Consider the following 23,547-nt stretch of genomic DNA (forward strand, 5'->3'; position numbering starts at 1 on the left):
GGACCTCCTTACCGTTAAATTTGGCCCGACGCCCCTACCCCTTAATCTTCGGGTCCAGCGCGTCGCGCAAGCCATCGCCCAGCAGATTAAACGCCAGCACCGTCAGAAAAATCGCCACGGCAGGAAAAATCGCCACATGCGGCGCAATCACCATATCCGCCCGCGCTTCATTGAGCATTGCCCCCCATTCCGGCGTCGGCGGCTGTGCGCCTAATCCGAGAAAAGACAAACTGGCCGCCGAGATAATCGAGGTGCCGATACGCATGGTAAAAAAGACCACTATCGAAGAGACGGTCCCCGGCAGAATATGGTTGAAAAGAATGGTGGCATCACTGGCGCCAATACTGCGCGCCGACTCGATAAACGTTTGCTGTTTTAACACCAGAGTATTCCCCCGCACCAGGCGGGCGAACGCAGGAATGGAGAAGATCGCCACGGCGATAATCACATTAGCAATGCCGCTGCCCAGCACCGCCACCACCGCAATCGCCAGCAGGATGCCCGGAAAAGCAAACAGCACATCGCAGATACGCATGATCATTCTGTCCCACCAGCCCTCATAGTAGCCCGCCAGTAAACCGAAGACCGTACCTATCGCCGCGCCAATAAATACCGCAAATACCCCAGCCGCCAGGGAGATTTGCGCCCCAACCAGCACGCGGCTGAAAATATCCCTGCCCAGCGAATCGACGCCAAACCAGTGCAGCATGGAAGGACCGTCATTGAGACGGTCGTAATCGAAGTAATTTTCCGCATCAAACGGTGTTAACCCACGGGCAAAGATCGCCACCAGGATCAGCAGCAGCACAAAAACACCGGCGATCATGGCCACATGCTGACGACGAAAACGCCGCCAGAACTCATACCACGGCGTGCGTACCCGATCCGGTTTTACCAGAGGCATGGCATTTAAAATCGCCTGACGGCGCCAGTTGAACAATCGCATCCTTACTTGTACCTGATAGCCGGATTAATGGCGGCGTAGAGAACATCCACCACTAAATTGATAAGAATAAATTCCAGAGAAAACAGCAGGATCTCAGCCTGAATCACCGGATAGTCGCGCATTTCCACCGAGTCTACCAGCAGGCGGCCAAGCCCCGGCCAGTTAAACACTTTTTCGACGACAATAGAGCCGCCAAGCAAAAAACCAAACTGTAGCCCCATCATGGTAACGACCGGGATCATCGCGTTACGCAGACCGTGTTTTAGCACAACCCAGGTTTCACTCACCCCCTTCGCGCGGGCGGTACGCATGTAATCTTCACTGAGCACATCGACAAACGACGCGCGAGTGAAGCGCGCCATCACCGAGGCGACCGCCGCGCCCAGCGTGACAGACGGCAAAATGTAGTGCAGCCAGGTGTCTGCGCCGACCGTTGGCAACCAGCCCAATTCGACGGAAAAGACCTGCATTAACAGCATGCCGAGGGCAAACGCCGGGAAAGAGATCCCGGTGACCGCCAGCGTCATGCTCACCCGGTCTGGCCAACGGTTACGCCAGACAGCGGCAATAATCCCGGCCGTCATCCCAAACATGACAGCCCAAACCATACTGGTGATGGTCAGCCAAAACGTCGGCATAAAGCGGCTGGCGATCTCTTCCGATACCGGGCGGCGGGAAACCATCGACGTCCCAAAGTCGCCCTGAAGAACGTGGGTGATGTAATGCCAGAACTGAACATGCAGCGGTTGATCAAGGCCAAGCTGCTGGCGCACCAGTTCAATCACCTGCGCATCGGCCTCCGGTCCGGCAATCAGCCGCGCCGGATCGCCGGGTAACAGATGGACGAATAAAAACACCAGCACCGCGACAATCAACAGGGTTGGAATTAACCCCAGCAGACGCTTGAGAACATAACTAAACATCAGACTCCCTGGGTCTGCCCCTGAACTTCAGGGGCAGAATATATGGCTTACTTCAAATCCGCATCTTCAAAACTGAAACCCGTGTCCGGCATAATCCAGAAACCGGTCAAATTTTTACTGTGTGCCGAAACCAGTTTTTCGACGACCAACGGCACCCACGGAGACTCTTTCCAGATGATGTCCTGCGCCTCTTTGTACAGACGCGCTTTCTCCGTCGGGTCATTGGTTTTCAGCGCGTCCGCCAGATCGCTGTCGACCTGCTTGTTGCTGTAGAACGCGGTATTAAACAACGTTGGCGGCCAGTTTTGCGACGCGAACAGCGGCGACAGCGCCCAATCGGCTTCACCCGTGGAGGCGGTCCAGCCGGTGTAGAACAGTCTCACCCCACTATCTTTCTGCCCTTTACCTTCCACTTCCGCCGCACGCTGCCCGGCATCCATCGCCGTCACCTGCGCTTTAATACCGACCTGCGCCAGTTGTTGCTGGGTAAACTGCAGCACTTTTTGCGCGGTACTGTGGTTATGCGATGACCACAGCGTGGTGCTAAAACCATTCGGATAACCCGCTTCTTTTAACAGTTCGCGCGCTTTTGCCGGGTCGTACGGCCACGGCGTGTAGCTTTGCGCAAACGCTATCGCCGGAGGCAGCACGCCAGTGGCAGGCGTCGCATAACCGGCAAACGCCACTTTCACCAGCGCCTGACGATTAATGGCGTAGTTGAGCGCTTCGCGCACTTTGGCATTATCAAACGGTTTCTGCGTAACATTCATGCTGATGTAACGCTGCATAATAGAGGGACTGGCGACCAACTCCAGGTTTTTGTTTTTTTCCAGCAGCGCCGCTTGCTCGTAAGGGATTGGGAAGGCGAATTGCGCCTCGCCCGTTTGCAGCATGGCCGAGCGCGTGTTGTTGTCCGCCACTGGCCGCCAGGTGATGCTGTCTAACTTCGGTAACCCTTGCTGCCAGTAACCGGTGAATTTCTTCACTTTGACGAAATCAGTCTGGTTCCAGGTATCCAGTTCATACGGGCCAGTACCGACCGGATGAAATCCAATCTCATCACCGTATTTTTCCAGCGCCTTCGGTGAGATCATGACCGTCGCCGGATGCGCCAGAATATTGATGAACGCAGAAAACGGTTGTTTCAGCGTGATGTTCACCGTTGTTGGATCGACCACGTCTGTTTTCGCGATGTTCTTGTACAGGTTATAGCGTTTGAGATGGCTTTCCGGATTGCTTGCCCGGTCCAGGTTGGCCTTTACCGCCGCCGCATTAAAGTCGGTGCCGTCCTGAAACTTTACCCCCTGACGCAGCTTCACGGTGTAGTTCAAACCGTCGTCGGACACAGTGTAGCTTTCTGCCAGCACGTTTTTAAGTTTCATATCCTTATCAAGGCCAAACAGTCCCTGGTAAAACGACTTCGCCACCGCCTGCGATAAGGTGTCATTCGCGTCATACGGGTCGAGCGTCGTGAAATTGGAGCCTACCGCCACCACAATATCTTTCGCCGCAAACGCAGGCGATGCCGTCAACGCCGAAGCAACACCCACTGCAACCAGCCAATTACGGGCAACAAATTTTGTCATATTATTCTCCTGAAACCCTGAGTGTCTGAATGTTATAAACGCGAAAGCGCATTTTCCGGCTGCACACGCGCAACATAATGACCCGGCCCAACCAATTGCAATGACACGGGCGTAATCTGTTCCCCACGCTTACGAATATTGCTGGGGATATCATCGGACAGCAGCACACGCTGTGGCCGATGTCGGGAAGGATCGGCCACCGGGACGGCCGCCATCAACTTCCGGGTATACGGATGTTGCGGATTCTCAAACAGGGCGCGGCGAGGGCCAATTTCCACGATTTGCCCCATGTACATCACCGCTACGCGATGGCTGATTCTCTCAACCACCGCCATATCGTGGGAGATAAACAGATAAGCGATCCCCATCTCCCGCTGAAGATCGAGCAACAGATTGATGATCTGCCCACGAATAGAGACATCCAGCGCGGAGACGGCCTCATCGGCAATGATCACCTTTGGATTGAGCGCCAGCGCGCGGGCAATACAGATACGCTGACGCTGACCACCGGAAAACTCGTGCGGATAACGCCAGGCATGTTCCGGGCGCAGGCCGACACGCTCAAGCAGCCAGGCCACCCGCGACGCTGCCGCATCGCCCTGCAGCACGCCATGAACACGCAGCGGCTCCATAATGGAATATCCCACCGTCTGGCGAGGATCCAGCGAGGCGTAAGGGTCCTGAAAGATGAACTGGATATCCCGACGGAGCGACTGCAATTTGCCCGTCGGAAGGGTGTCAATACGCTGACCGTTGAAGGTTATCTCTCCGCGTTGTGATTCCACCAGCCGCAACAGCGCGCGTCCGGTCGTGGACTTGCCGCAGCCGGACTCCCCCACCAACGAAAGCGTCTCCCCCGGCCAGAGATCAAAACTGACGTTTTCTACGGCATGGACTTCCCGGGTCACCTGATTAAAGATGCCGCTTCGTAACGGAAAACGCGTCACCAGATTACGCACCTGCAAGATAGGTTCGCCTGCGACGACCGTATCCTGCTCTGTCTGCGGTTCGCGCTGGAGTGGATCGCCTGGTGAAATAAGCGGGAAACGACGCGGAAATGCCTGCCCGTTCATCGCCCCCAGTTGCGGTACTGCCGCCAGCAACGCCTGGGTATACGGGTGCTGCGGCGCATGAAAAATCTGCTCAACGCTGCCGGTTTCCACGGCCTCGCCCTGATACATCACCAGGACGCGATCGGCGACGTCAGCCACCACGCCCATATCATGGGTGATAAAAATCACCCCCATCGACATATCCTGCTGTAGCACTTTGATCAATTGCAGGATCTGCGCCTGAATAGTGACATCCAGGGCCGTCGTCGGCTCATCCGCAATCAACACGGCCGGGCGACACGACAGCGCCATCGCGATCATCACACGCTGGCGCATCCCCCCGGAAAGCTGGTGCGGATAACGGGATAAAATGGCGTTTGCCTCGGGGATACGCACCTGGTCGAGCATCCGTTTGGCCTCCGCCATCGCCTCTTCGCGACTGGCGCCCTGATGCAAGCGGATCGACTCGGCGATTTGTTCTCCCACCGTAAACACCGGGTTGAGCGAGGTCATCGGCTCCTGAAAGATCATGGCGATATCCGCACCGCGCACGCTCTGCATCTGAGACGCATTTTGCTCGCCCAGCTCAATCACCTGACGATTACGCCAGCGCAGGAGCATTTCATCACACTGAATCTCGCCCCCGGCCTGCTCAATCAGACGCATCAACGACAGCGCGGTGACCGATTTTCCCGACCCCGACTCGCCGACAATCGCCAGCGTCTCTCCACGCTTGAGGCGAAACGAAAGATTGCGCACCGCGCTAACGCGTTGCTGCTCTTGTGAAAACGCAATATTCAGATTGCTGACGGCCAGTACATCGCTGGCGTCAAGTTCGTCACTGTGTGGCAACGGTGTCCCCTTTTTCCCGGTAGATCCCCGTGGTTGGCGTATCCCCGGCATATCCCCAGGCACGGTACATGCCTTCGCAATTAAACGGCAGGGCAACGTTCCCTTCATGATCGATGGCGATTAATCCGCCACTGCCGCCCAACGCCGGTAATTTTTCCATCACCACCCGCTCGCAGGCGTCGGCAAGGCTGAGTCCGCCGTAATCCATCAGCGCCGCAATATCGTAAGCCGCCAGCGTGCGGATAAACACTTCACCGGTTCCCGTACAGGACACCGCGACGTTGGCATTGTTGGCATAGCACCCCGCGCCTACCAGGGGGCTGTCACCGACGCGTCCGGGCAGTTTATTGGTCATGCCGCCTGTTGAGGTCGCCGCCGCCAGATTGCCGTATTGGTCCAGTGCAACTGCACCGACAGTGCCCATTTTTTTCATTTCATCCAGCGGCGCGCCGCTGTGGTCGAGCGCCGTTTCGTCTGCGGCACGTGCCGCCAGCAACTGTTCGTAACGCTGGGGAGTCGAAAAAATATCGGGTGAAACGCGTGCCATTCCCTGCGAAAACGCAAAATTTTCCGCCCCTTCACCGACCATCATGACATGCGGGCTATGCTCCATCACCAACCTGGCGGCGAGCACCGGATTACGCAACTGGCTCACCCCGGCGACGGCACCGGCTTTTAGCGTGTTGCCATCCATTACGCAGGCATCCAGCTCATGGGTTTCATCCCGGGTAAACACCGCGCCAATACCGGCATTAAATAAAGGGCACTCTTCGAGCAAACGCACCGCTTCCGTCACCACATCAAGCGCGCTTTCCCCCGCTTCGAGCATCCTTTGCCCTGCTTCAACAATATCGGACAGCGCCCGAATGTAGCGCTGCTCTTGCTCCTGGCTCAATTGCGCGCGGGAAATGGCGCCTGCGCCGCCGTGAATCGCAATGACTGCTTTGCCCATTTTTGTCGTCCATTAACGGTGGCACACACTTTTGCTATAAATATCAGAATTATTGTGAATTCTTCATTCGATTTTTGAATATAGAAAGATGCAAGCAGCATGTAAAGGTTAAGCCCGAGGTGGCATACAGTCTGCTGGTATTTTCTGACATAATAGCCGGATTCGAATTTGCCCCGCAGGAGTATTTCCATGGAATTTACCGCCGGATTAATGCCGCTTGAAACGGCACTCACGCAAATGTTATCGCGCATTACCCCCCTCACCGCTGTCGAAACGCTGCCGCTGGTTCAGTGTTTTGGTCGCATTTTGGCAAACGACGTTGTCTCTCCCCTCGATGTGCCGGGATTTGATAACGCTGCGATGGACGGCTACGCGGTTCGTTTAGGCGATCTGGCCTCCGGTAAGCCGCTTCCTGTGGCCGGTAAAGCCTTTGCCGGGCAGCCTTTTCAGGGTGAATGGCCTGCACATACCTGTATCCGTATTATGACCGGTGCTCCCGTCCCCGCAGGCTGCGAAGCGGTGGTGATGCAGGAACAGACGGAACAAACGGACGAAGGCGTACGCTTTATGGCGGAAGTCCGCGGCGGGCAAAACATTCGCCATCGCGGAGAAGATATTACCGCTGATGCCACTGTATTTGCGGCGGGAACGCGCCTGACCACCGCAGAACTGCCGGTACTGGCCTCGCTGGGTATCGCCGACGTTCCGGTGGTACGTAAAGTGCGCGTGGCGCTGTTCTCGACAGGTGATGAACTGCAACTGCCGGGTCAGCCGCTGGGCGACGGGCAAATTTATGACACCAACCGCTTAACGGTGCATCTGATGCTGGAACAGCTCGGTTGCGACGTTATCAACTTAGGCATTATCCGCGACGACCCGCACGCTTTACGCGCCGCATTTGTGGAAGCGGACAGCCAGGCGGATGTGGTGATAAGCTCCGGCGGCGTCTCCGTCGGCGAAGCGGACTATACCAAAACGATTCTGGAAGAGCTGGGCGAAATTACGTTCTGGAAACTGGCCATTAAGCCCGGTAAACCTTTCGCCTTTGGCAAACTCAACAACAGCTGGTTCTGCGGTCTGCCGGGCAACCCGGTCTCCGCCGCGCTGACGTTTTATCAGCTCGTACAGCCACTGCTGGCCAAACTCAGCGGCAATACCGCATGCGGACTGCCTGCGCGCCAGCGGGTGCGCACGGCCTCTCGGCTGAAGAAAACCCCGGGGCGTCTCGATTTTCAGCGTGGCGTACTGCAGCGCACCGCCGACGGCGAACTGGAGGTCACCACCACCGGACATCAGGGTTCGCATATTTTCAGCTCCTTTAGCATGGGGAACTGCTTTATTGTGCTGGAGCGCGATCGCGGCAATGTTGAAGCGGGCGAATGGGTGGAAGTCGAGCCGTTTAACGCGCTGTTTGGAGGTCTGTAATGGCTGAGCTCAGCGACCAGGAGATGATGCGCTACAACCGGCAAATCATTCTGCGTGGCTTCGATTTTGACGGGCAAGAAGCCTTAAAAGCGGCGCGCGTGCTGGTAGTCGGGCTGGGGGGACTGGGATGCGCGGCCTCGCAATATCTGGCAAGCGCTGGGATCGGTAATCTGACGCTGCTCGATTTTGATACGGTGTCGGTCTCCAATTTGCAGCGTCAGACGCTGCACAGTGACGCGACGGTCGGGCAACCCAAAGTCGAATCCGCCCGTGACGCGCTGATGCGTATTAATCCGCATATCATTATCTCCCCGATTAATGCCCTGCTGGAGGATGAAGCCCTCTATGCGCTGATCGCTGAGCATGACCTGGTGCTGGACTGTACCGATAACGTCACGGTGCGTAACCAGCTCAACGCGGGTTGCTTCGCCGCAAAAGTGCCGCTGGTTTCCGGCGCGGCTATCCGCATGGAAGGCCAAATTACCGTCTTCACCTGGCAAGACGGTGAGCCTTGTTATCGCTGTCTGAGTCGTTTGTTCGGCGAGAATGCGCTGACCTGCGTGGAGGCGGGCGTCATGGCGCCGCTGATTGGGGTGATTGGCTCGTTGCAGGCCATGGAGGCGATTAAATTACTGGCGCAGTACGGAAAGCCCGCCTCTGGCAAAATCGTTATGTATGACGCCATGACCTGCCAGTTCCGCGAAATGAAGTTGATGCGCAATCCAGGCTGTGAGGTGTGCGGGAAGTAAACAAGACCGGGTGAGCATGACGCCCACCCGGTATCAGAACTTACAGAGACGTCCGCCCAAAGGCTCCCTGCCAGTCGTGCTCAAATTTCTTCACCGCAGCATCCACCGCCGGAGAGCTGATCAGCTGCTGGGCGACATCCAGTGGAAGAGTAATAGACTCACACCCTACCAACAGGCAATCCAGCGCCTGACGCGGCGTTTTGAAGCTGGCCGCCAGGACTTTAGCGTGCGGCGCATGCATCTGCAGCAGTTGCTGAAGTTCATTGACCGTCTGAATACCATCACCGCCCTGCGCATCGAGACGGTTCACGTACGGCGCAACGTAATCCGCTCCAGCCAGCGCCGCCAGCAGCCCTTGCGCAGCACTGTAAACCGCCGTACCCAGCGTAGGGATACCTTCAGATTTCAGCAATTTAATGGCGGCCAGACCTTCTGAGGTGACAGGGATCTTCACCACAATATCAGGGATAATCGCCCGCAGCAGGCACGCATCGCTGACCATTCCTTCTGCGGTGGTTGCCATCACCTGGGCAAACAAACGTCCTTTACCGCCCATCGCTTCATATAACTCAGGCAATAACACGTCCAGCGACGTTTTACCTGCGGCCACAATGCTGGGGTTGGTGGTGACACCCGCCAGCGGAAAAACACGCGCCAGGGCTTTCACGGCAGCGACATCAGAAGTGTCCAGATAGAGTTCCATAATCATTCCTCAAACTGTGAGATTTAGCATGGATTCACGATACCACGGCAAAACTGCTCGGTTAGTTGACTTGCGTCAATATAACTTTCATTCGAAAGTAATTTAATCTTTATACGAAACAAGAGGGCCGTTTTATGATTTTCAACATTCAGCGCTATTCCACTCACGATGGCCCAGGTATACGAACCGTGGTGTTCCTCAAAGGCTGCTCCCTGAGCTGCCGCTGGTGCCAGAACCCGGAGAGCCGCGCGCGTACACAGGATCTTTTATACGATGCGCGTTTGTGCCTGGAAGGGTGCAACCTTTGCGCTCAGGCAGCACCTGGTGTGTGCGAGAGAACGCTGAATGGCCTGCTGATCCACCGTGAGAAACTGAACGACGACCATATCAATGCGCTCACCGACTGCTGCCCAACGCAGGCGTTAACCGTGTGCGGCGAGATGAAAAGCGTGGAAGAGATCATGGCCACCGTGTTGCGCGATAAAGCCTTTTACGATCGCAGCGGCGGTGGAATTACCCTCTCCGGCGGCGAACCGTTTATGCAGCCGGAACTGGCGGCCGCGCTTTTCAAAGCCAGCCATGATGCAGGCATTCATACTGCCGTTGAAACCTGCCTGCATGTGCCCTGGAAATACATTGCGCCCTCGTTACCGAATATCGATCTGTTTCTGGCAGACCTGAAGCATGTTGCCGACGCCCCATTCAAACAATGGACCGATGGCAACGCCGCCCGGGTGCTGGAAAATCTGAAAAAAGTGGCCGCCGCAGGGAAAAACATCATTATTCGCGTGCCGCTGATTCAGGGTTTTAATGCCGATGAAGAGGCGATAAAGGCCATTACCGATTTTGCCGCCGACGAACTGCACGTCGGTGAAATCCATTTTCTGCCCTATCACACGCTGGGCATCAACAAATACCACTTACTCAGTCAACCCTACAACGCCCCAGACAAACCGCTTGACGCGCCTGCGCTGCTCGACTTTGCGCAACAGTACGCCTGCACGAAAGGTTTGACCGCGACTTTACGAGGATAATTCCCATGACCACACTGAAACTGGATACACTCAGCGACCGCATCAAGGCACACAAAACTGCGCTTATTCATATTGTGAAGCCGCCGGTATGTACCGAACGCGCCCAGCATTACACCGAGATGTACCAGCAGCATTTGAATAAACCTATTCCGGTCCGTCGTGCTCTGGCGCTGGCGCATCATCTGGCGAAACGTACCATCTGGATCAAACACGACGAGCTGATTATCGGTAACCAGGCAAGTGAAGTCCGCGCCGCGCCTATCTTCCCGGAATACACCGTCTCGTGGATTGAAAAAGAGATCGATGACCTCGCCGATCGTCCGGGTGCCGGTTTTGCGGTCAGCGAAGAGAACAAACGCGTGCTGCATGAAGTCTGCCCATGGTGGCGCGGACAGACCGTCCAGGATCGCTGCTACGGCATGTTTACCGATGAGCAAAAAGGTTTGCTGGAAACGGGGATCATCAAGGCCGAAGGCAACATGACCTCCGGCGATGCACATCTGGCGGTCAACTTCCCGCTGGTGCTGGAAAAAGGGCTCGACGGCCTGCGCCACAAAGTCGACGAACGTCGTTCCCGCATTAATCTCACTTGCCTGGAAGACCTGCACGGCGATCAGTTCCTGAAAGCGATTGATATCGTCCTCGACGCGGTGAGTCTGCACATCGAGCGTTTTGCCGACCTGGCACGCGAAATGGCGGCCACCGAGACGCGCGAAAGCCGCCGCGACGAACTGCTGGCCATGGCGGAAAACTGCGATGTGATCGCTCACGAACCGCCAAAAACCTTCTGGCAGGCGCTGCAACTGTGCTACTTCATCCAGCTCATTCTGCAAATTGAGTCTAACGGTCACTCCGTCTCGTTCGGTCGTATGGACCAGTACCTCTATCCGTACTACCGTCGCGATGTCGAGCTGAACCAGACGCTGGATCGCGAGCACGCCATTGAACTGCTGCACAGCTGCTGGCTGAAACTGCTGGAAGTGAACAAAATCCGCTCCGGCTCCCACTCCAAAGCGTCGGCCGGTAGCCCGCTGTATCAGAACGTCACCATTGGCGGTCAGAATCTGATCAACGACCAGCCGATGGATGCGGTTAACCCGCTGTCCTACGCTATTCTGGAATCCTGTGGTCGTCTGCGCTCTACGCAGCCAAACCTCAGCGTGCGCTACCACGCCGGGATGAGCAATGACTTCCTCGACGCCTGCGTGCAGGTGATTCGCTGTGGCTTTGGGATGCCAGCATTTAACAACGACGAAATCGTCATTCCGGAATTTATTAAACTCGGCATCGACCCGCAGGACGCCTACGACTACGCGGCTATCGGCTGTATCGAAACCGCCGTTGGCGGCAAATGGGGTTACCGCTGCACCGGGATGAGCTTTATTAACTTTGCGCGCGTGATGCTGGCAGCGCTGGAAGGCGGTCGTGACGCCACCAGCGGGAAAGTCTTCCTGCCACAGGAAAAAGCGCTCTCTGCCGGTAACTTCAATAATTTCGACGAGGTGATGGAGGCCTGGGACACCCAGATCCGTTACTACACCCGTAAATCGATCGAAATTGAGTATGTGGTCGATACCATGCTGGAAGAGAACGTACATGACATTCTCTGTTCGGCGCTGGTCGATGACTGCATCGAGCGGGCGAAAAGCATCAAGCAAGGCGGCGCGAAGTATGACTGGGTTTCGGGTCTGCAGGTGGGTATCGCCAACCTTGGCAACAGCCTGGCCGCAGTGAAAAAACTGGTCTTTGACCAGGGTGTGATCGGTCAGCAACAGCTGGCGGCAGCACTGGCTGACGATTTTGAGGGGCTGACCCACGAACAGCTGCGTCAGCGTCTGATCAACGGTGCGCCGAAGTACGGTAATGATGATGATAGCGTCGATACCCTGCTGGCCCGCGCTTACCAGACCTATATCGACGAACTGAAACAGTACCATAACCCGCGTTACGGTCGTGGCCCGACGGGTGGCAACTACTACGCCGGTACGTCCTCTATTTCTGCCAACGTGCCTTTTGGCGCCGCGACGATGGCAACGCCGGATGGCCGCAAAGCCCACACGCCGCTGGCGGAAGGTGCAAGCCCATCTTCTGGTACTGACCACCTCGGACCCACGGCGGTGATTGGCTCCGTAGGTAAACTGCCGACCGGCTCCATTCTCGGCGGTGTGCTGCTCAACCAGAAGTTGAATCCAGCCACCCTGGAAAACGAGTCCGACAAGCAGAAGCTGATGATCCTGCTGCGCACCTTCTTTGAAGAGCACAAAGGCTGGCATATTCAGTACAACATCGTTTCGCGTGAAACTTTGCTGGAAGCGAAAAAGCACCCGGACCAGTATCGTGATCTGGTCGTGCGTGTAGCAGGCTATTCCGCCTTCTTCACCGCGCTCTCCCCGGACGCTCAGGACGATATCATCGCCCGTACCGAACATATGCTGTAACCTTCATGCCCGGTGGCGCTACGCTTACCGGGCCTACATGTTTCTCCCCCCAGGCCGGGTAAGGCGCAGCCGCCACCCGGCGCTTTTACTTTCATTCGAAATTAAATTTGTGCTTCAGGTCACATTGTTATTAGAATGTTGCTAGTCGCAGTAATATTCTGGAGAGCAATGTATGACCGTAAAAGTTATCGTCACCGATATGGACGGGACTTTTCTCGACGACGCCAAGCAGTACGATCGTGCGCGTTTTATGGCGCAGTATCAGGAACTGAAAAAACGCGATATTGAATTTGTCGTCGCCAGCGGCAATCAGTATTACCAACTCATCTCCTTCTTCCCCGAGCTCAAAGATGAAATCTCTTTTGTCGCCGAAAACGGCGCGCTGGTTTTTGAGCATGGCGAGCAACTGTTTCACGGCGAATTGACCCGCCACGAGTCGCGCATCGTGATTGGCGAATTGTTAAAAGATAAGCAGCTCAATTTCGTCGCCTGTGGTTTGCAAAGCGCTTACATCAGCGAAAACGCCCCCGACGCCTTTGTGGCGCTGATGTCAAAACACTATCACCGTCTGAAACCGGTGAAGGATTATCACGACATCGACGACGTGCTGTTTAAATTCTCACTGAATTTACCGGATCAGCAGATCCCCATGATGATAGACACGCTGCATACCGCGCTGGACGGCATTATGAAACCGGTCACCAGCGGATTCGGCTTTATTGACCTGATAATTCCAGGCCTGCATAAAGCCAACGGCATTAGCCGCCTGTTAAAACGCTGGAATTTGTCACCGCAAAATGTGGTCGCCATCGGCGACAGCGGCAACGATGCGGAAATGTTGAAAATGGCACGCTACTCCTTCGCCATGGACAATGCCGCAGACAACATCAAAGCCCTCTCTCGCTATGCCACTGACGATAATAATCACCAGGGCGCGTTGAATGTTATTCAGGCCGTACTGGATAAAACCGCCCCATTCAATGAATGACTCATCAATCCGGAGCGTTGTGATTTAATGCTGGTTGGTTAAGGAGCTAGGGAGAACTTTTTAGTCTGGTGAATGTTGACGCTCACCGGAGTAAAAGGTTCTCCCTAATTCCAGAACGCCCCCCTTAGCGCATTGCGCTCAAATTTTTCTTCCTCTCTCTGCATTCTTTTCACACTGTCGAAAATTTCAACTTGCATTAACTTATTTTTAACTTAAAGTATCACTTGTAAGTTATATTTCTTTCGAATGAAAGCTTAAGTGAGGTGTTTATGGCTCTTACCTTTACCAGCGATACGTTACCCGCCGACCACAAATCCGCTATCCGGCAGATGAAGAAAGCGCTGCGAGCACAAATCGGTGATGTTCAGCAGGTTTTTGACAAACTCAGTGATGTGATAGCAACCCGCGTGGCGGACATTAATGCGCGTAAAGCACGCGGCGAAACTGTCTGGCCAGAACTCACTTACGCTGACATTAAAGCAGGCCGCATCACGGCCGCGCAGCGAGAAGAGATTAAACAACACGGCTGCGTGGTCATTAAGCGGCATTTCCCGCGGGAACAGGCGCTGGACTGGGATCAGTCGATGCTCGACTACCTGGATCGCAACCGTTTTGACGAGGTGTATAAAGGCCCTGGCGATAACTTTTTCGGTACCCTGTCCGCCTCCCGACCGGAAATTTATCCGATCTACTGGTCACAGGCGCAAATGCAGGCGCGTCAAAGCGAGGAGATGGCTAACGCCCAGTCATTCCTCAACCGTTTGTGGACCTTTGAAAGCGACGGCAAGCAGTGGTTTAACCCGGATGTGAGCGTTATCTACCCGGATCGCATTCGCCGCCGCCCGCCGGGAACAACTTCAAAAGGTCTCGGCGCGCATACCGACTCTGGCGCTCTGGAACGCTGGCTGCTCCCTGCGTATCAACAGGTCTTCGCGCAGGTGTTTGGCGGCCATGTCGATCGGTACGATCCGTGGAACGCTGCACACCGTACCGACGTGGAAGAGTACACCGTGGAGAACACCACCAAATGTTCGGTGTTCCGTACTTTCCAGGGCTGGACCGCGCTTTCCGATATGTTGCCCGGTCAGGGATTGCTGCACGTGGTGCCGATCCCGGAAGCGATGGCGTATGTCCTGTTACGCCCTCTGCTGGATGATGTCCCGGAAGATGAACTGTGCGGCGTCGCGCCAGGCAGAGTATTGCCCATTTCTGAACAATGGCACCCGTTGTTGATTGAAGCGTTAACCAGCATTCCACAGCTGGAAGCCGGTGACTCTGTCTGGTGGCATTGCGACGTCATTCACTCGGTGGCCCCCGTCGAAAATCAGCAAGGCTGGGGTAACGTGATGTACATCCCCGCCGCGCCTTTGTGCGAAAAAAATCTGGCTTACGCGCACAAAGTCAAAGCAGCACTGGAGAAAGGCGCCTCGCCGGGCGACTTCCCCCGCGAGGATTATGAAACAAACTGGGAAGGACGCTTTACGCTCGATGATTTGAATATTCACGGTAAGCGCGCGCTGGGTATGGCTTAATCGTCATACAGCCCTTCTCTCTCGACGGCGGTGCGTCGTTTTCCCTGACGTATCCGCCGGACAGATTCACGTATTGCCAGCGAACCATTGAGCAACAGCGTACCGACAGGCGCATCGGGACGCATCAGCCGTTGCTGGAGCATATGCACGGCCTCTATTGCCAACGCATCGCGCGGGACATGAACGGCGGTTAAGAGAACATCCTGAATCGTCGCCAGATTAAACCCGTCAATACTCATTACCGAGATATCCTGCGGCACACGCAACCCCTGCTTTTGCAGCGCGCTGATCGTCCCTGCGGCCATAAAATCACCGCCCACCAGAAACGCCGTCGGCAGCGCTTTGGCTGACGTGTGCTTCAACCATTCGCTTACCTGTAGCTCCGTTTCTTTCGCACTGAAACTGGGCACCACCAGCAAATCGCGTTGATCATTAAACGTCAGATTATGCGACTGCCAGGCATCGCGAACGCCCGCCAGCCGAAGTTCCATCGTGTAACGACGAAGACAGAACACGTTCATGATTTCCCGGTGACCCATCTCAAACAGATAGTCAGCCGCCAGCTCGCCAATCGCGCGATGGTCAGGCGCGACCGCAGGCAAACGCTGTCTTCTGTCGCGACAGTTGATCAACATACAGGGTTTCCCGACATCCACCACCAGATCATGAATATGCGGATCATCGATACCCAGCAGCATCACCGCCTGCGTTTCCGGCTCGTTAATACGCGTCAGAAAAAGCTGGGCATCGCTGTCCAGCTCTTCCAGCGCGCAATACCGTAGCCTGACCTCATGAGAAGCCAGACCTTTACTTAAACTTTGGAGCACCCGGTAGTAAAAGATGTCGGACCGCTCATCAAACGCCCGTTGTGGCGCAAAAACCAACAGGTTATTGAGCAGCAGCCGCCCCGCCGCCATACCGTCCATCACCCCCAGTTCCCGCGCACAGGCCAGCACCTTACTGCGTGCTTTTTCACTGGTGTTGGCCTTCCCGGCGAGCACCCGGGAAACGGTGCTGATGGAGAGCTGCGTACGGGCGGCAATTTCGGCGATTTTGAGCCTTTTATCCATTTTGTGATCTCGCTCCATCAGGCAAATGAAAAAATTTTCATAACCCTGAGATTAAGCAGTAACGGGTGTCCGGCGCATCATGACAAATAAAAGACAATCGTTATGAGAAAGCTTGCACAAAATCCGCTATTACCCACCTCTTTTCTCCCTTAAGGTGAATTTGTTACACCACTCCCATACTAGTTGTATGTCAGCTTTAGACCATAAAACAGATACATATCAAATCGATACAAATCTGTATGACAACTGGAATGAATTTTCCCTATATCGTCCGTCTTGTGGAGAAAGAAATGAGTCAGGACATTAACAACACAGTTACGGCAAGCAAAACCCGCCGTGTCATGAAAAACTTGCGCTGGTACATGCTGGTGCTGTTTTTACTTGGCGTCACAGTTAACTACATCACGCGAAACTCGTTAGGTATTCTGGCCCCGGAGCTCAAAGACAGTCTGGGTATTACCACCGAACAATACTCCTGGATCGTTGGCGCCTTCCAGCTCGCTTACACCCTTTTCCAGCCCCTGTGCGGCTGGCTGATTGATGTGATCGGTCTGAAGCTCGGCTTTATGATCTGCGCCTGTTTGTGGGCCATTGCCTGTATCGCTCACGCTGGCGCCGGGAACTGGCTGCATCTGGCTATTCTGCGCTTCTTTATGGGCGGTGCCGAAGCCGCTGCCACCCCGGCCAACGCCAAAACCCTTGGCGAATGGTTTCCGAAAACCGAACGCCCGATTGCCGCTGGCTGGGCAGGCGTGGGTTTCTCAATTGGCGCGATGTTAGCGCCGCCGATTATTTACTTTGCCCACGCCTCTTTTGGCTGGCAGGGTGCATTTATGTTCACCGGCGTGCTGGCGCTGCTGTGGGTGATTCTGTGGTGGGCGTTCTACCATAACCCGGAAAAGCACCCGAATCTTGGCAAGGACGAGCTGGCCTGGATCAAGCAGGACAACGAGCCAGCTCCCGTAAAACAACCCTTCTTCACCGCGCTGAAAGGCGTCGCTAAAAACAAACGTTTTTATGGTATTGCCATCCCGGCATTTATGGCAGAACCGGCATGGGCAGTGTTCAGTTTCTGGATGCCGCTCTACTTCGCCAAAGAATACAATATGGATCTCAAGCAGATCGCCTTATTTGCCTGGCTGCCGTTTCTCGCCGCTGATCTGGGCAGCGTGGCAAGTGGCTATCTGACCAAACTCTATACCCGCCTGTTCGGCTACTCACGCGTTAACTCAACCATCGCCAGTTCCGTCACCGGCGCATTTATGATGATTTCGCTCGCTGCAGTGGCGATCACCCGGGATCCCATTGTTGCCGTGATCCTGATGTCCATCGGCGGCTTCGGGCATCAGATCATCTCCTGCATGCTGAGCGCGCTGGTCGTGGAGTCATTTGATAAAGGTCAGATGGCAACCGTCAACGGTATGCGCGGTTCGGCGGCGTGGATCGCCAGTTTCCTGTTCTCCCTTTTGATTGGTGTTACCGCTGACAAAATTGGCTTTAACCCACTCTTCATCGCCATGGGTTTCTTCGACCTGATTGGCGCTATTTTCCTGGTGGCATTTATTGCTGAACGTCGCGCCAAGCGCGCTTGATAGTGGATGTATTGCATATGAAAACCCTGAAGAACTGGATCGTTGATAAGCAATCAGCGCATCATCTGGAACTGCTGGTGGATAACCAGCACCGCGTATGCCTGTATGTACTGGAAGAGAATCTGTTCCGCGTACTGATTAAGCGTAAAGGCGCGCTGGCGCTGGACAGAACCTGGAGCATCGCACCTAAGCAAGATGTGCCCTGGGAGGGGCGCCATCGCGATGACCTCAGCGGCTTTAGCTGCCCGGCGTGGAGCCTGGAGCAGCAGGACGAAACCGTGACGATCAGCACTGAACAGCTGCGCGTCACCGTCCACCAGCCGCTGTGGCTGGAGTGGCATTATCGCGATGAGGCGGGCGACTGGCAGCCGCTGGCGAGCGATCGCAGCACCAGTGCCTATCTGCTGAACGCCCACGGCGACGGCGTGGCGCACTATCTGAGCCGCCGGAAAGATGAGCGCTTTTACGGGCTGGGAGAGAAAGCCGGTAACTTGCAGCGTAACGGTAAACGCTATGAGATGCGCAATCTGGATGCGATGGGCTATAACGCCGTCAGCACCGACCCGCTGTACAAACATATTCCCTTCACCATCACCCGCCGTGATGATGTGAGCTACGGTCTTTTTTATGACAACCTGAGCAGCTGCTGGCTGGATCTGGGGAATGAAATTGACAACTACCACACCGCGTATCGCCGCTGGCAGGCGGAAGCCGGTGATATTGATTACTACATGTTTACCGGTAAACGGGTGCTGGACGTGACCAAAGCGTTTGTGCGTCTGACAGGAAAAACGCTGTTCGGGCCGAAATGGAGTCTGGGCTACAGCGGCTCGACCATGCACTACACCGACGCGCCGGATGCGCAAAACCAGCTGATGAACTTTATTCGCCTGTGCGAAGAACACGCGATTCCGTGCGATTCATTCCAGCTCTCTTCCGGCTATACCTCGATCAACGGCAAGCGCTACGTCTTTAACTGGAACTACGACAAAGTGCCGCAGCCGAAAGTAATGTCCCGCGCGTTCCATGACGCAGGACTGAAACTGGCGGCCAACATCAAGCCGTGCTTGCTGCAAGACCATCCGCGTTATAGCGAAGTCGCTGAAAAAGGTCTGTTCATTCGTGATTCAGAAACGAATGCGCCGGAACGCTCCAGCTTCTGGGACGATGAAGGGTCTAATCTCGATTTTACCAACCCGCAGACTATTCAATGGTGGCAGGATGGCGTGACGACCCAGTTGCTGGAGATGGGCATCGACTCGACCTGGAACGACAACAACGAGTTTGAAGTGTGGGACGGCGAAGCCCGCTGTCACGGTTTTGGCCAGGAAATCGCCATTAAGCACATTCGCCCGGTGATGCCGCTGCTGATGATGCGCGCCTCTATGGAAGCCCAGCAGCGCTTTGCCCCGGAAAAACGGCCGTATCTAATCTCGCGCTCGGGCTGCGCCGGGATGCAGCGCTACGTCCAGACCTGGAGTGGCGACAACCGCACCAACTGGGACACGCTGCGCTACAACACAAGAATGGGGCTGGGGATGAGCCTTTCCGGCCTGTTTAACGTAGGGCACGACGTAGGTGGTTTCTCTGGCGACAAACCGGATGCAGAACTGTTCGTGCGCTGGGTACAGAACGGCGTGATGCACCCACGCTTTACCATTCACTCGTGGAATGACGACCATACGGTCAATGAACCGTGGATGTACCCAGGCGTGACGCCCGCCATTCGCGGTGCGATTGAGCTGCGTTATCGCTTACTGCCCTATTTTTATACCCTGCTCTGGCAAGCTCATGCCGACGATGAGCCGATGCTGCGCCCGACGTTCCTCGACCATGAGCATGATGAGCAAACCTTCGAAGAGTGCGACGATTTCCTGCTTGGCCGCGATATTTTAGTCGCCAGCGTAGTTGAAGAAGGCCAACGCCAGCGCCGCGTCTGGTTACCGGATAACGAAACAGGCTGGTACGATTTTTACACTCACGAGTGGTTCTCTGGCGGCCAGTGGATTACCCGCGATGCCCCGCTGGAAAAACTGCCGCTGCTGGTACGGGCAGGCGCCGGTTTACCGCTGAGCGAACGCATCACCCACGTCAGCGCAGAAAAAGACGCTACGCGCGAGTTGAAACTCTTCCCCGTGAAGGGCACAGGCACGACGACCGGTATGTTGTTTGAAGATGATGGCGAGAGCTGGAATTATCAGCAAGGCAATGCGCTGTGGCTCGCGTGGGAGATGCGTTGCAGCGCCAGCGCGATTCATGTGAACTTCACCCGTAAAGGCCACTATCAGCCCGCGTGGCACAAACTGGCCGTTACGCTGGCGGGCAACGACCCACGCACCTTGTTTATCGATGGCAAAGAAGTTTCACGGGACGATGCGCATTTTTGCCTCCCCACATTGCAGTGACATCAACGGTGAGTTCCATCTTGTACGGTTCTTACCTGTCAACAGAGACGCCCACGACGGGCGTCTTTGGGAGAGTCGGACATGAATGGACCCCTTCACGGAGTTTTTATGAACAAGACTATCTTAGCTGTCGTTGTCTCGCTTGCCGCCTTCACTGCCCCTTCAGCCTTTGCCGCCGAAGGCTTCAAACCCAATTATGATGAAAACAAAACAGGCTCCTTGTCGCTGCCGCAGGCAATTCCGGCGGGCACAAAGGATGCCAGACTCGCCTGGGAAACAACGCGGCGTAGTGAAATTTTAAATCTGTTTCATGACAACGTGTACGGCAAAACTTTCACGTTTAAGCAGGTGAAAGTCATAAAAACATCGGCAAAGCATCCCTTAACGCTTTCCAAAGGCTATTGGCAGACGGTGGATTTGTCGCTGGACGGTCGGCCTGCGCAATTACTGATGTATATGCCTGATTCCACCAAACCGGTGCCGGTATTCGTCGGGTATAACTTCTGCGGCAACCACGGAGTGACGTTCGATCCTGCACTGCCTGTTTCCACGCAATGGGCGAATCCGCTGGTCTGTGGCAGCAAAGTCGACCCCACACAGGTCACGACGCTGCACAATACCTTCACCCCCGCCTCGCGCGGCGTGCGCGCCTATCGCTGGCCATTCGATGACATCGTGTCGCAAGGGTTTGGTGTTGCCACCCTGTATTATGGCGACGTCGTCGCCGATAACCCTGCTGATTTTCAACGCTTTATTCAAACCAGCCGTCCCGGCGAAGCGGTGGGAGACTATTCCGCGATTGGCGTCTGGGCCGGTGGTTTAAGCGCCGTCGCGGATTATCTGCAGACCCGTAAGGATGTCGACAGCGACCGTCTGGCGGTCATCGGTCATTCGCGGTTGGGCAAAACGGCGCTCTGGGCAGGCGCCAATGATTTGCGTTTTCGCTACGTCATCGCCAACAACGCCGGTGAAGGCGGCGCGGCGCTGGCACGCCGCAACTATGGCGAAACGCTGGCGTCAATCACCACCGATTTCCCTCACTGGTTCTCGGCCAAATACGCGAGCTATGCCAACAACATTGATGCGTTACCCGTAGATCAGCATATGTTGATCGACCTGATCGCCCCCCGCCCGGTGTATGTCGCCAGCGCGAAAGAGGATCAATGGTCGGACCCCAAAGGCGAGTTTTTATCTGTTGTGGCCGCCAAAAGCGTCTATCAGCTTTATACCGATGATATTTTCACGACCGACCAACAGCCAAAAACAGGACAGCCGTTACACAGTCGTCTGAACTATCACTACCGGGAAGGGGTTCACGATCTCTTTCATTACGACTGGCAGCAGTATCTGGACGTCGGTAAGAAATATTTGCAGGAAGAAACATCGGTGTCGAAGCGTTAAGTATGGGTTTTGTTACCTTCCCCTGACCGCAAGCCGGGGGAAGGTCTCAGGAAAAATGCCCAATGTTGCATTGGGCATTACTCAGGCAGTATTAGAGCCTGATTATTCGACGCCTTTGCTACGCAGATAATCTTCGTAGTTACCGGTGAAGTCGATCACGCGTTCCGGCGTAATTTCGATCACGCGGGTTGCCAGCGAGCTAACGAATTCGCGGTCGTGAGAAACGAAGATCAGCGTGCCCTGATACATCTCCAGCGCCATGTTCAGCGATTCGATAGATTCCATATCCAGGTGGTTGGTTGGTTCATCCATTACTAGAATATTCGGTTTCTGCATCATCAACTTACCGAATAGCATGCGCCCTTTTTCACCACCGGACAGCACCTTAGCAGGCTTTTTGATATCGTCCTGGCTGAACAGCAGACGACCAAGGAAGCTACGAACAACTTGCTCATCGTCCCCTTCCTGTTTCCACTGACTCATCCATTCAAAAACGGTCAAATCGTTTTCGAACTCATATTCGTGATCCTGCGCGTAGTAGCCAATTTGCGCATTCTCAGACCATTTAACGGTGCCATTATCCGGCGCCATGTCGCCTACCAGGGTTTTCAGCATGGTAGATTTACCCACGCCGTTGGCACCCAGGATGGCAATCTTCTCGCCCACTTCCAGCAGCAAATTGAAGTTTTTAAACAGCGGACCGTTATCAAAGCCTTTGGTCAACGCTTCCACTTCCAGCGCGTTACGGAACAGTTTCTTGTCCTGTTCGAAACGGATGAACGGGTTCTGACGGCTGGAGGCCTTCACTTCGTCGAGCTTGATCTTATCAATCTGACGCGCACGTGAAGTGGCCTGACGAGATTTCGAGGCGTTGGCGCTAAAGCGGCTAACGAAGGACTGCAGATCGGCAATCTGCGCTTTCTTCTTGGCGTTATCGGCCAGCAGACGTTCACGCGCCTGGGTTGCCGCCGTCATGTACTCGTCATAGTTACCGGGATAAACACGCAGCTCGCCGTAATCGAGATCCGCCATGTGCGTACAGACCATGTTCAGGAAGTGACGGTCGTGCGAGATAATGATCATGGTGCTGTCACGGTCGTTCAGCGTCTGCTCCAGCCAACGAATAGTGTCGATGTCCAGGTTGTTCGTCGGTTCATCGAGCAGCAGGATGTCTGGGTTAGAGAACAGCGCCTGCGCCAGCAATACGCGCAGCTTCCAGCCAGGCGCGACTTCGCTCATCGGGCCGTAATGCTGTTCTACCGGAATACCAACACCCAGCAGCAGTTCACCCGCGCGGGATTCGGCAGAATAGCCGTCCATTTCGCCGTATTTCACTTCCAGATCGGCCACTTTATAGCCGTCCTCTTCGCTCATTTCCGGCAGCGCGTAGATGCGATCGCGTTCTTGCTTCACTTCCCACAGTTCAGCGTGGCCCATGATCACCGTATCCAGTACGGTGAACTCTTCGAACGCAAACTGATCCTGACGCAGCTTACCAATACGCTCATTGGGATCGAGGGAGACGTTACCCAGCGTCGGCTCAAGGTCGCCGCCGAGGATCTTCATAAAGGTGGATTTACCGCTACCGTTCGCGCCAATCAGGCCGTAACGGTTGCCGCCGCCAAATTTGACGGAAATATTTTCAAACAGCGGCTTACTGCCGAACTGCATGGTGACGTTGCTGGAAACTAACACTGGCGTATCCTGAGAAAAATATGTGACAAACCGCATATTATGCCACAAGTATTAAAAAAGATCGCGTATTGTCAGGAGCAGGAACGCAGAACAAAAGGTCAGATCAAGGGAAAAATGTGATTTCGTACACATCTGATTTCCCTGTGAACCCGAATGCACATATAATGCGCTCCCAACACGACAGAATTCTCAACCCAATAGCCT

The 23,547-nt window shown here is 55.1% G+C and carries 17 protein-coding genes; 9 read left to right on the plus strand and 8 right to left on the minus strand.

Annotation, left to right across the window (positions count from 1 at the left end; translation table 11 throughout):
* Window positions 1-34: 34 nt before the first annotated feature.
* Genes gsiD through iaaA form a run of 5 tightly spaced genes read right to left on the minus strand, consistent with a single transcriptional unit; the run spans window position 35 to window position 6,311 of the window.
* Window positions 35-946: a glutathione ABC transporter permease GsiD gene (gene gsiD, locus P2W74_RS15390; RefSeq protein WP_276292294.1), complete on the minus strand. Its 912-nt coding sequence runs from the start codon at window positions 944-946 to the stop codon at window positions 35-37.
* A gap of 2 nt (window positions 947-948) precedes the next feature.
* Entirely contained in the window at window positions 949-1,869 is a 921-nt protein-coding gene (gene gsiC, locus P2W74_RS15395) for a glutathione ABC transporter permease GsiC (protein ID WP_192611691.1), read from the minus strand.
* 47 nt (window positions 1,870-1,916) lie between these two features.
* Window positions 1,917-3,455 carry a glutathione ABC transporter substrate-binding protein GsiB gene (gene gsiB / locus P2W74_RS15400; RefSeq protein ID WP_276292295.1) on the minus strand — a complete coding sequence of 513 codons (1,539 nt, stop codon included), beginning with the start codon at window positions 3,453-3,455 and terminating at the stop codon, window positions 1,917-1,919.
* 32 nt (window positions 3,456-3,487) lie between these two features.
* On the minus strand, window positions 3,488-5,359 hold the full coding sequence (gene gsiA, locus P2W74_RS15405) for a glutathione ABC transporter ATP-binding protein GsiA (RefSeq protein ID WP_276292296.1): 1,872 nt from the start codon (window positions 5,357-5,359) through the stop codon (window positions 3,488-3,490).
* A complete protein-coding gene (iaaA, locus tag P2W74_RS15410) occupies window positions 5,346-6,311 on the minus strand; it encodes a beta-aspartyl-peptidase (protein ID WP_276292297.1) in 966 nt (321 codons plus the stop codon). Before iaaA ends, gsiA begins: the two co-directional genes overlap by 14 nt.
* A gap of 189 nt (window positions 6,312-6,500) precedes the next feature.
* Between iaaA and moeA the strand changes: the two genes are divergently transcribed.
* Both moeA and moeB read left to right on the plus strand, forming a co-directional pair.
* A complete protein-coding gene (gene moeA / locus P2W74_RS15415) occupies window positions 6,501-7,736 on the plus strand; it encodes a molybdopterin molybdotransferase MoeA (protein WP_276292298.1) in 1,236 nt (411 codons plus the stop codon).
* Window positions 7,736-8,485 carry a molybdopterin-synthase adenylyltransferase MoeB gene (gene moeB, locus P2W74_RS15420; protein WP_276292299.1) on the plus strand — a complete coding sequence of 250 codons (750 nt, stop codon included), beginning with the start codon at window positions 7,736-7,738 and terminating at the stop codon, window positions 8,483-8,485. Before moeA ends, moeB begins: the two co-directional genes overlap by 1 nt.
* Window positions 8,486-8,525: 40 nt before the next feature.
* On the opposite strand, the gene fsa is transcribed toward moeB, so the two are convergent.
* Window positions 8,526-9,188: a fructose-6-phosphate aldolase gene (gene fsa, locus P2W74_RS15425; RefSeq protein ID WP_276292300.1), complete on the minus strand. Its 663-nt coding sequence runs from the start codon at window positions 9,186-9,188 to the stop codon at window positions 8,526-8,528.
* 134 nt (window positions 9,189-9,322) lie between these two features.
* Between fsa and P2W74_RS15430 the strand changes: the two genes are divergently transcribed.
* The 4 genes from P2W74_RS15430 to P2W74_RS15445 all read left to right on the plus strand — a co-directional run bounded on the left by P2W74_RS15430 (window position 9,323) and on the right by P2W74_RS15445 (window position 15,180).
* Window positions 9,323-10,222: a glycyl-radical enzyme activating protein gene (locus P2W74_RS15430; protein WP_276292301.1), complete on the plus strand. Its 900-nt coding sequence runs from the start codon at window positions 9,323-9,325 to the stop codon at window positions 10,220-10,222.
* A gap of 5 nt (window positions 10,223-10,227) precedes the next feature.
* Window positions 10,228-12,660, plus strand: coding sequence for a glycyl radical protein (locus P2W74_RS15435; RefSeq protein ID WP_276292302.1), 2,433 nt, complete (start codon window positions 10,228-10,230; stop codon window positions 12,658-12,660).
* Window positions 12,661-12,832: 172 nt separating this feature from the next.
* Window positions 12,833-13,648 (plus strand): Cof-type HAD-IIB family hydrolase, encoded by an 816-nt coding sequence (locus P2W74_RS15440; protein WP_276292303.1) that lies wholly within the window; start codon window positions 12,833-12,835, stop codon window positions 13,646-13,648.
* A 269-nt stretch (window positions 13,649-13,917) separates the two neighbouring features.
* Window positions 13,918-15,180: a DUF1479 domain-containing protein gene (locus P2W74_RS15445; RefSeq protein WP_276292304.1), complete on the plus strand. Its 1,263-nt coding sequence runs from the start codon at window positions 13,918-13,920 to the stop codon at window positions 15,178-15,180.
* Here the strand turns inward: P2W74_RS15445 and P2W74_RS15450 are convergent.
* Window positions 15,177-16,250, minus strand: a complete 1,074-nt coding sequence (locus P2W74_RS15450) for a LacI family DNA-binding transcriptional regulator (protein ID WP_276292305.1) — start codon at window positions 16,248-16,250, stop codon at window positions 15,177-15,179. The genes P2W74_RS15445 and P2W74_RS15450 overlap by 4 nt on opposite strands.
* 290 nt (window positions 16,251-16,540) lie before the next feature.
* Between P2W74_RS15450 and P2W74_RS15455 the strand changes: the two genes are divergently transcribed.
* The 3 genes from P2W74_RS15455 to P2W74_RS15465 all read left to right on the plus strand — a co-directional run bounded on the left by P2W74_RS15455 (window position 16,541) and on the right by P2W74_RS15465 (window position 21,648).
* The gene (locus P2W74_RS15455; RefSeq protein WP_203358377.1) at window positions 16,541-17,842 is read left to right on the plus strand and encodes an MFS transporter; all 1,302 of its coding nucleotides are present in this window, start codon (window positions 16,541-16,543) and stop codon (window positions 17,840-17,842) included.
* 17 nt (window positions 17,843-17,859) lie between these two features.
* Window positions 17,860-20,247, plus strand: coding sequence for a glycoside hydrolase family 31 protein (locus P2W74_RS15460; protein ID WP_276292306.1), 2,388 nt, complete (start codon window positions 17,860-17,862; stop codon window positions 20,245-20,247).
* A gap of 108 nt (window positions 20,248-20,355) precedes the next feature.
* Complete coding sequence (locus P2W74_RS15465; protein WP_276292307.1) at window positions 20,356-21,648, plus strand: glucuronyl esterase domain-containing protein; 1,293 nt, start codon at window positions 20,356-20,358, stop codon at window positions 21,646-21,648.
* Between the two features lie 102 nt (window positions 21,649-21,750).
* On the opposite strand, the gene P2W74_RS15470 is transcribed toward P2W74_RS15465, so the two are convergent.
* Complete coding sequence (locus P2W74_RS15470; protein ID WP_276292308.1) at window positions 21,751-23,343, minus strand: ABC-F family ATPase; 1,593 nt, start codon at window positions 23,341-23,343, stop codon at window positions 21,751-21,753.
* Window positions 23,344-23,547 lie beyond the last annotated feature (204 nt).

This window comes from Citrobacter enshiensis (assembly GCF_029338175.1).
Taxonomy (GTDB): Bacteria; Pseudomonadota; Gammaproteobacteria; order Enterobacterales; family Enterobacteriaceae; genus Citrobacter_D; species Citrobacter_D enshiensis.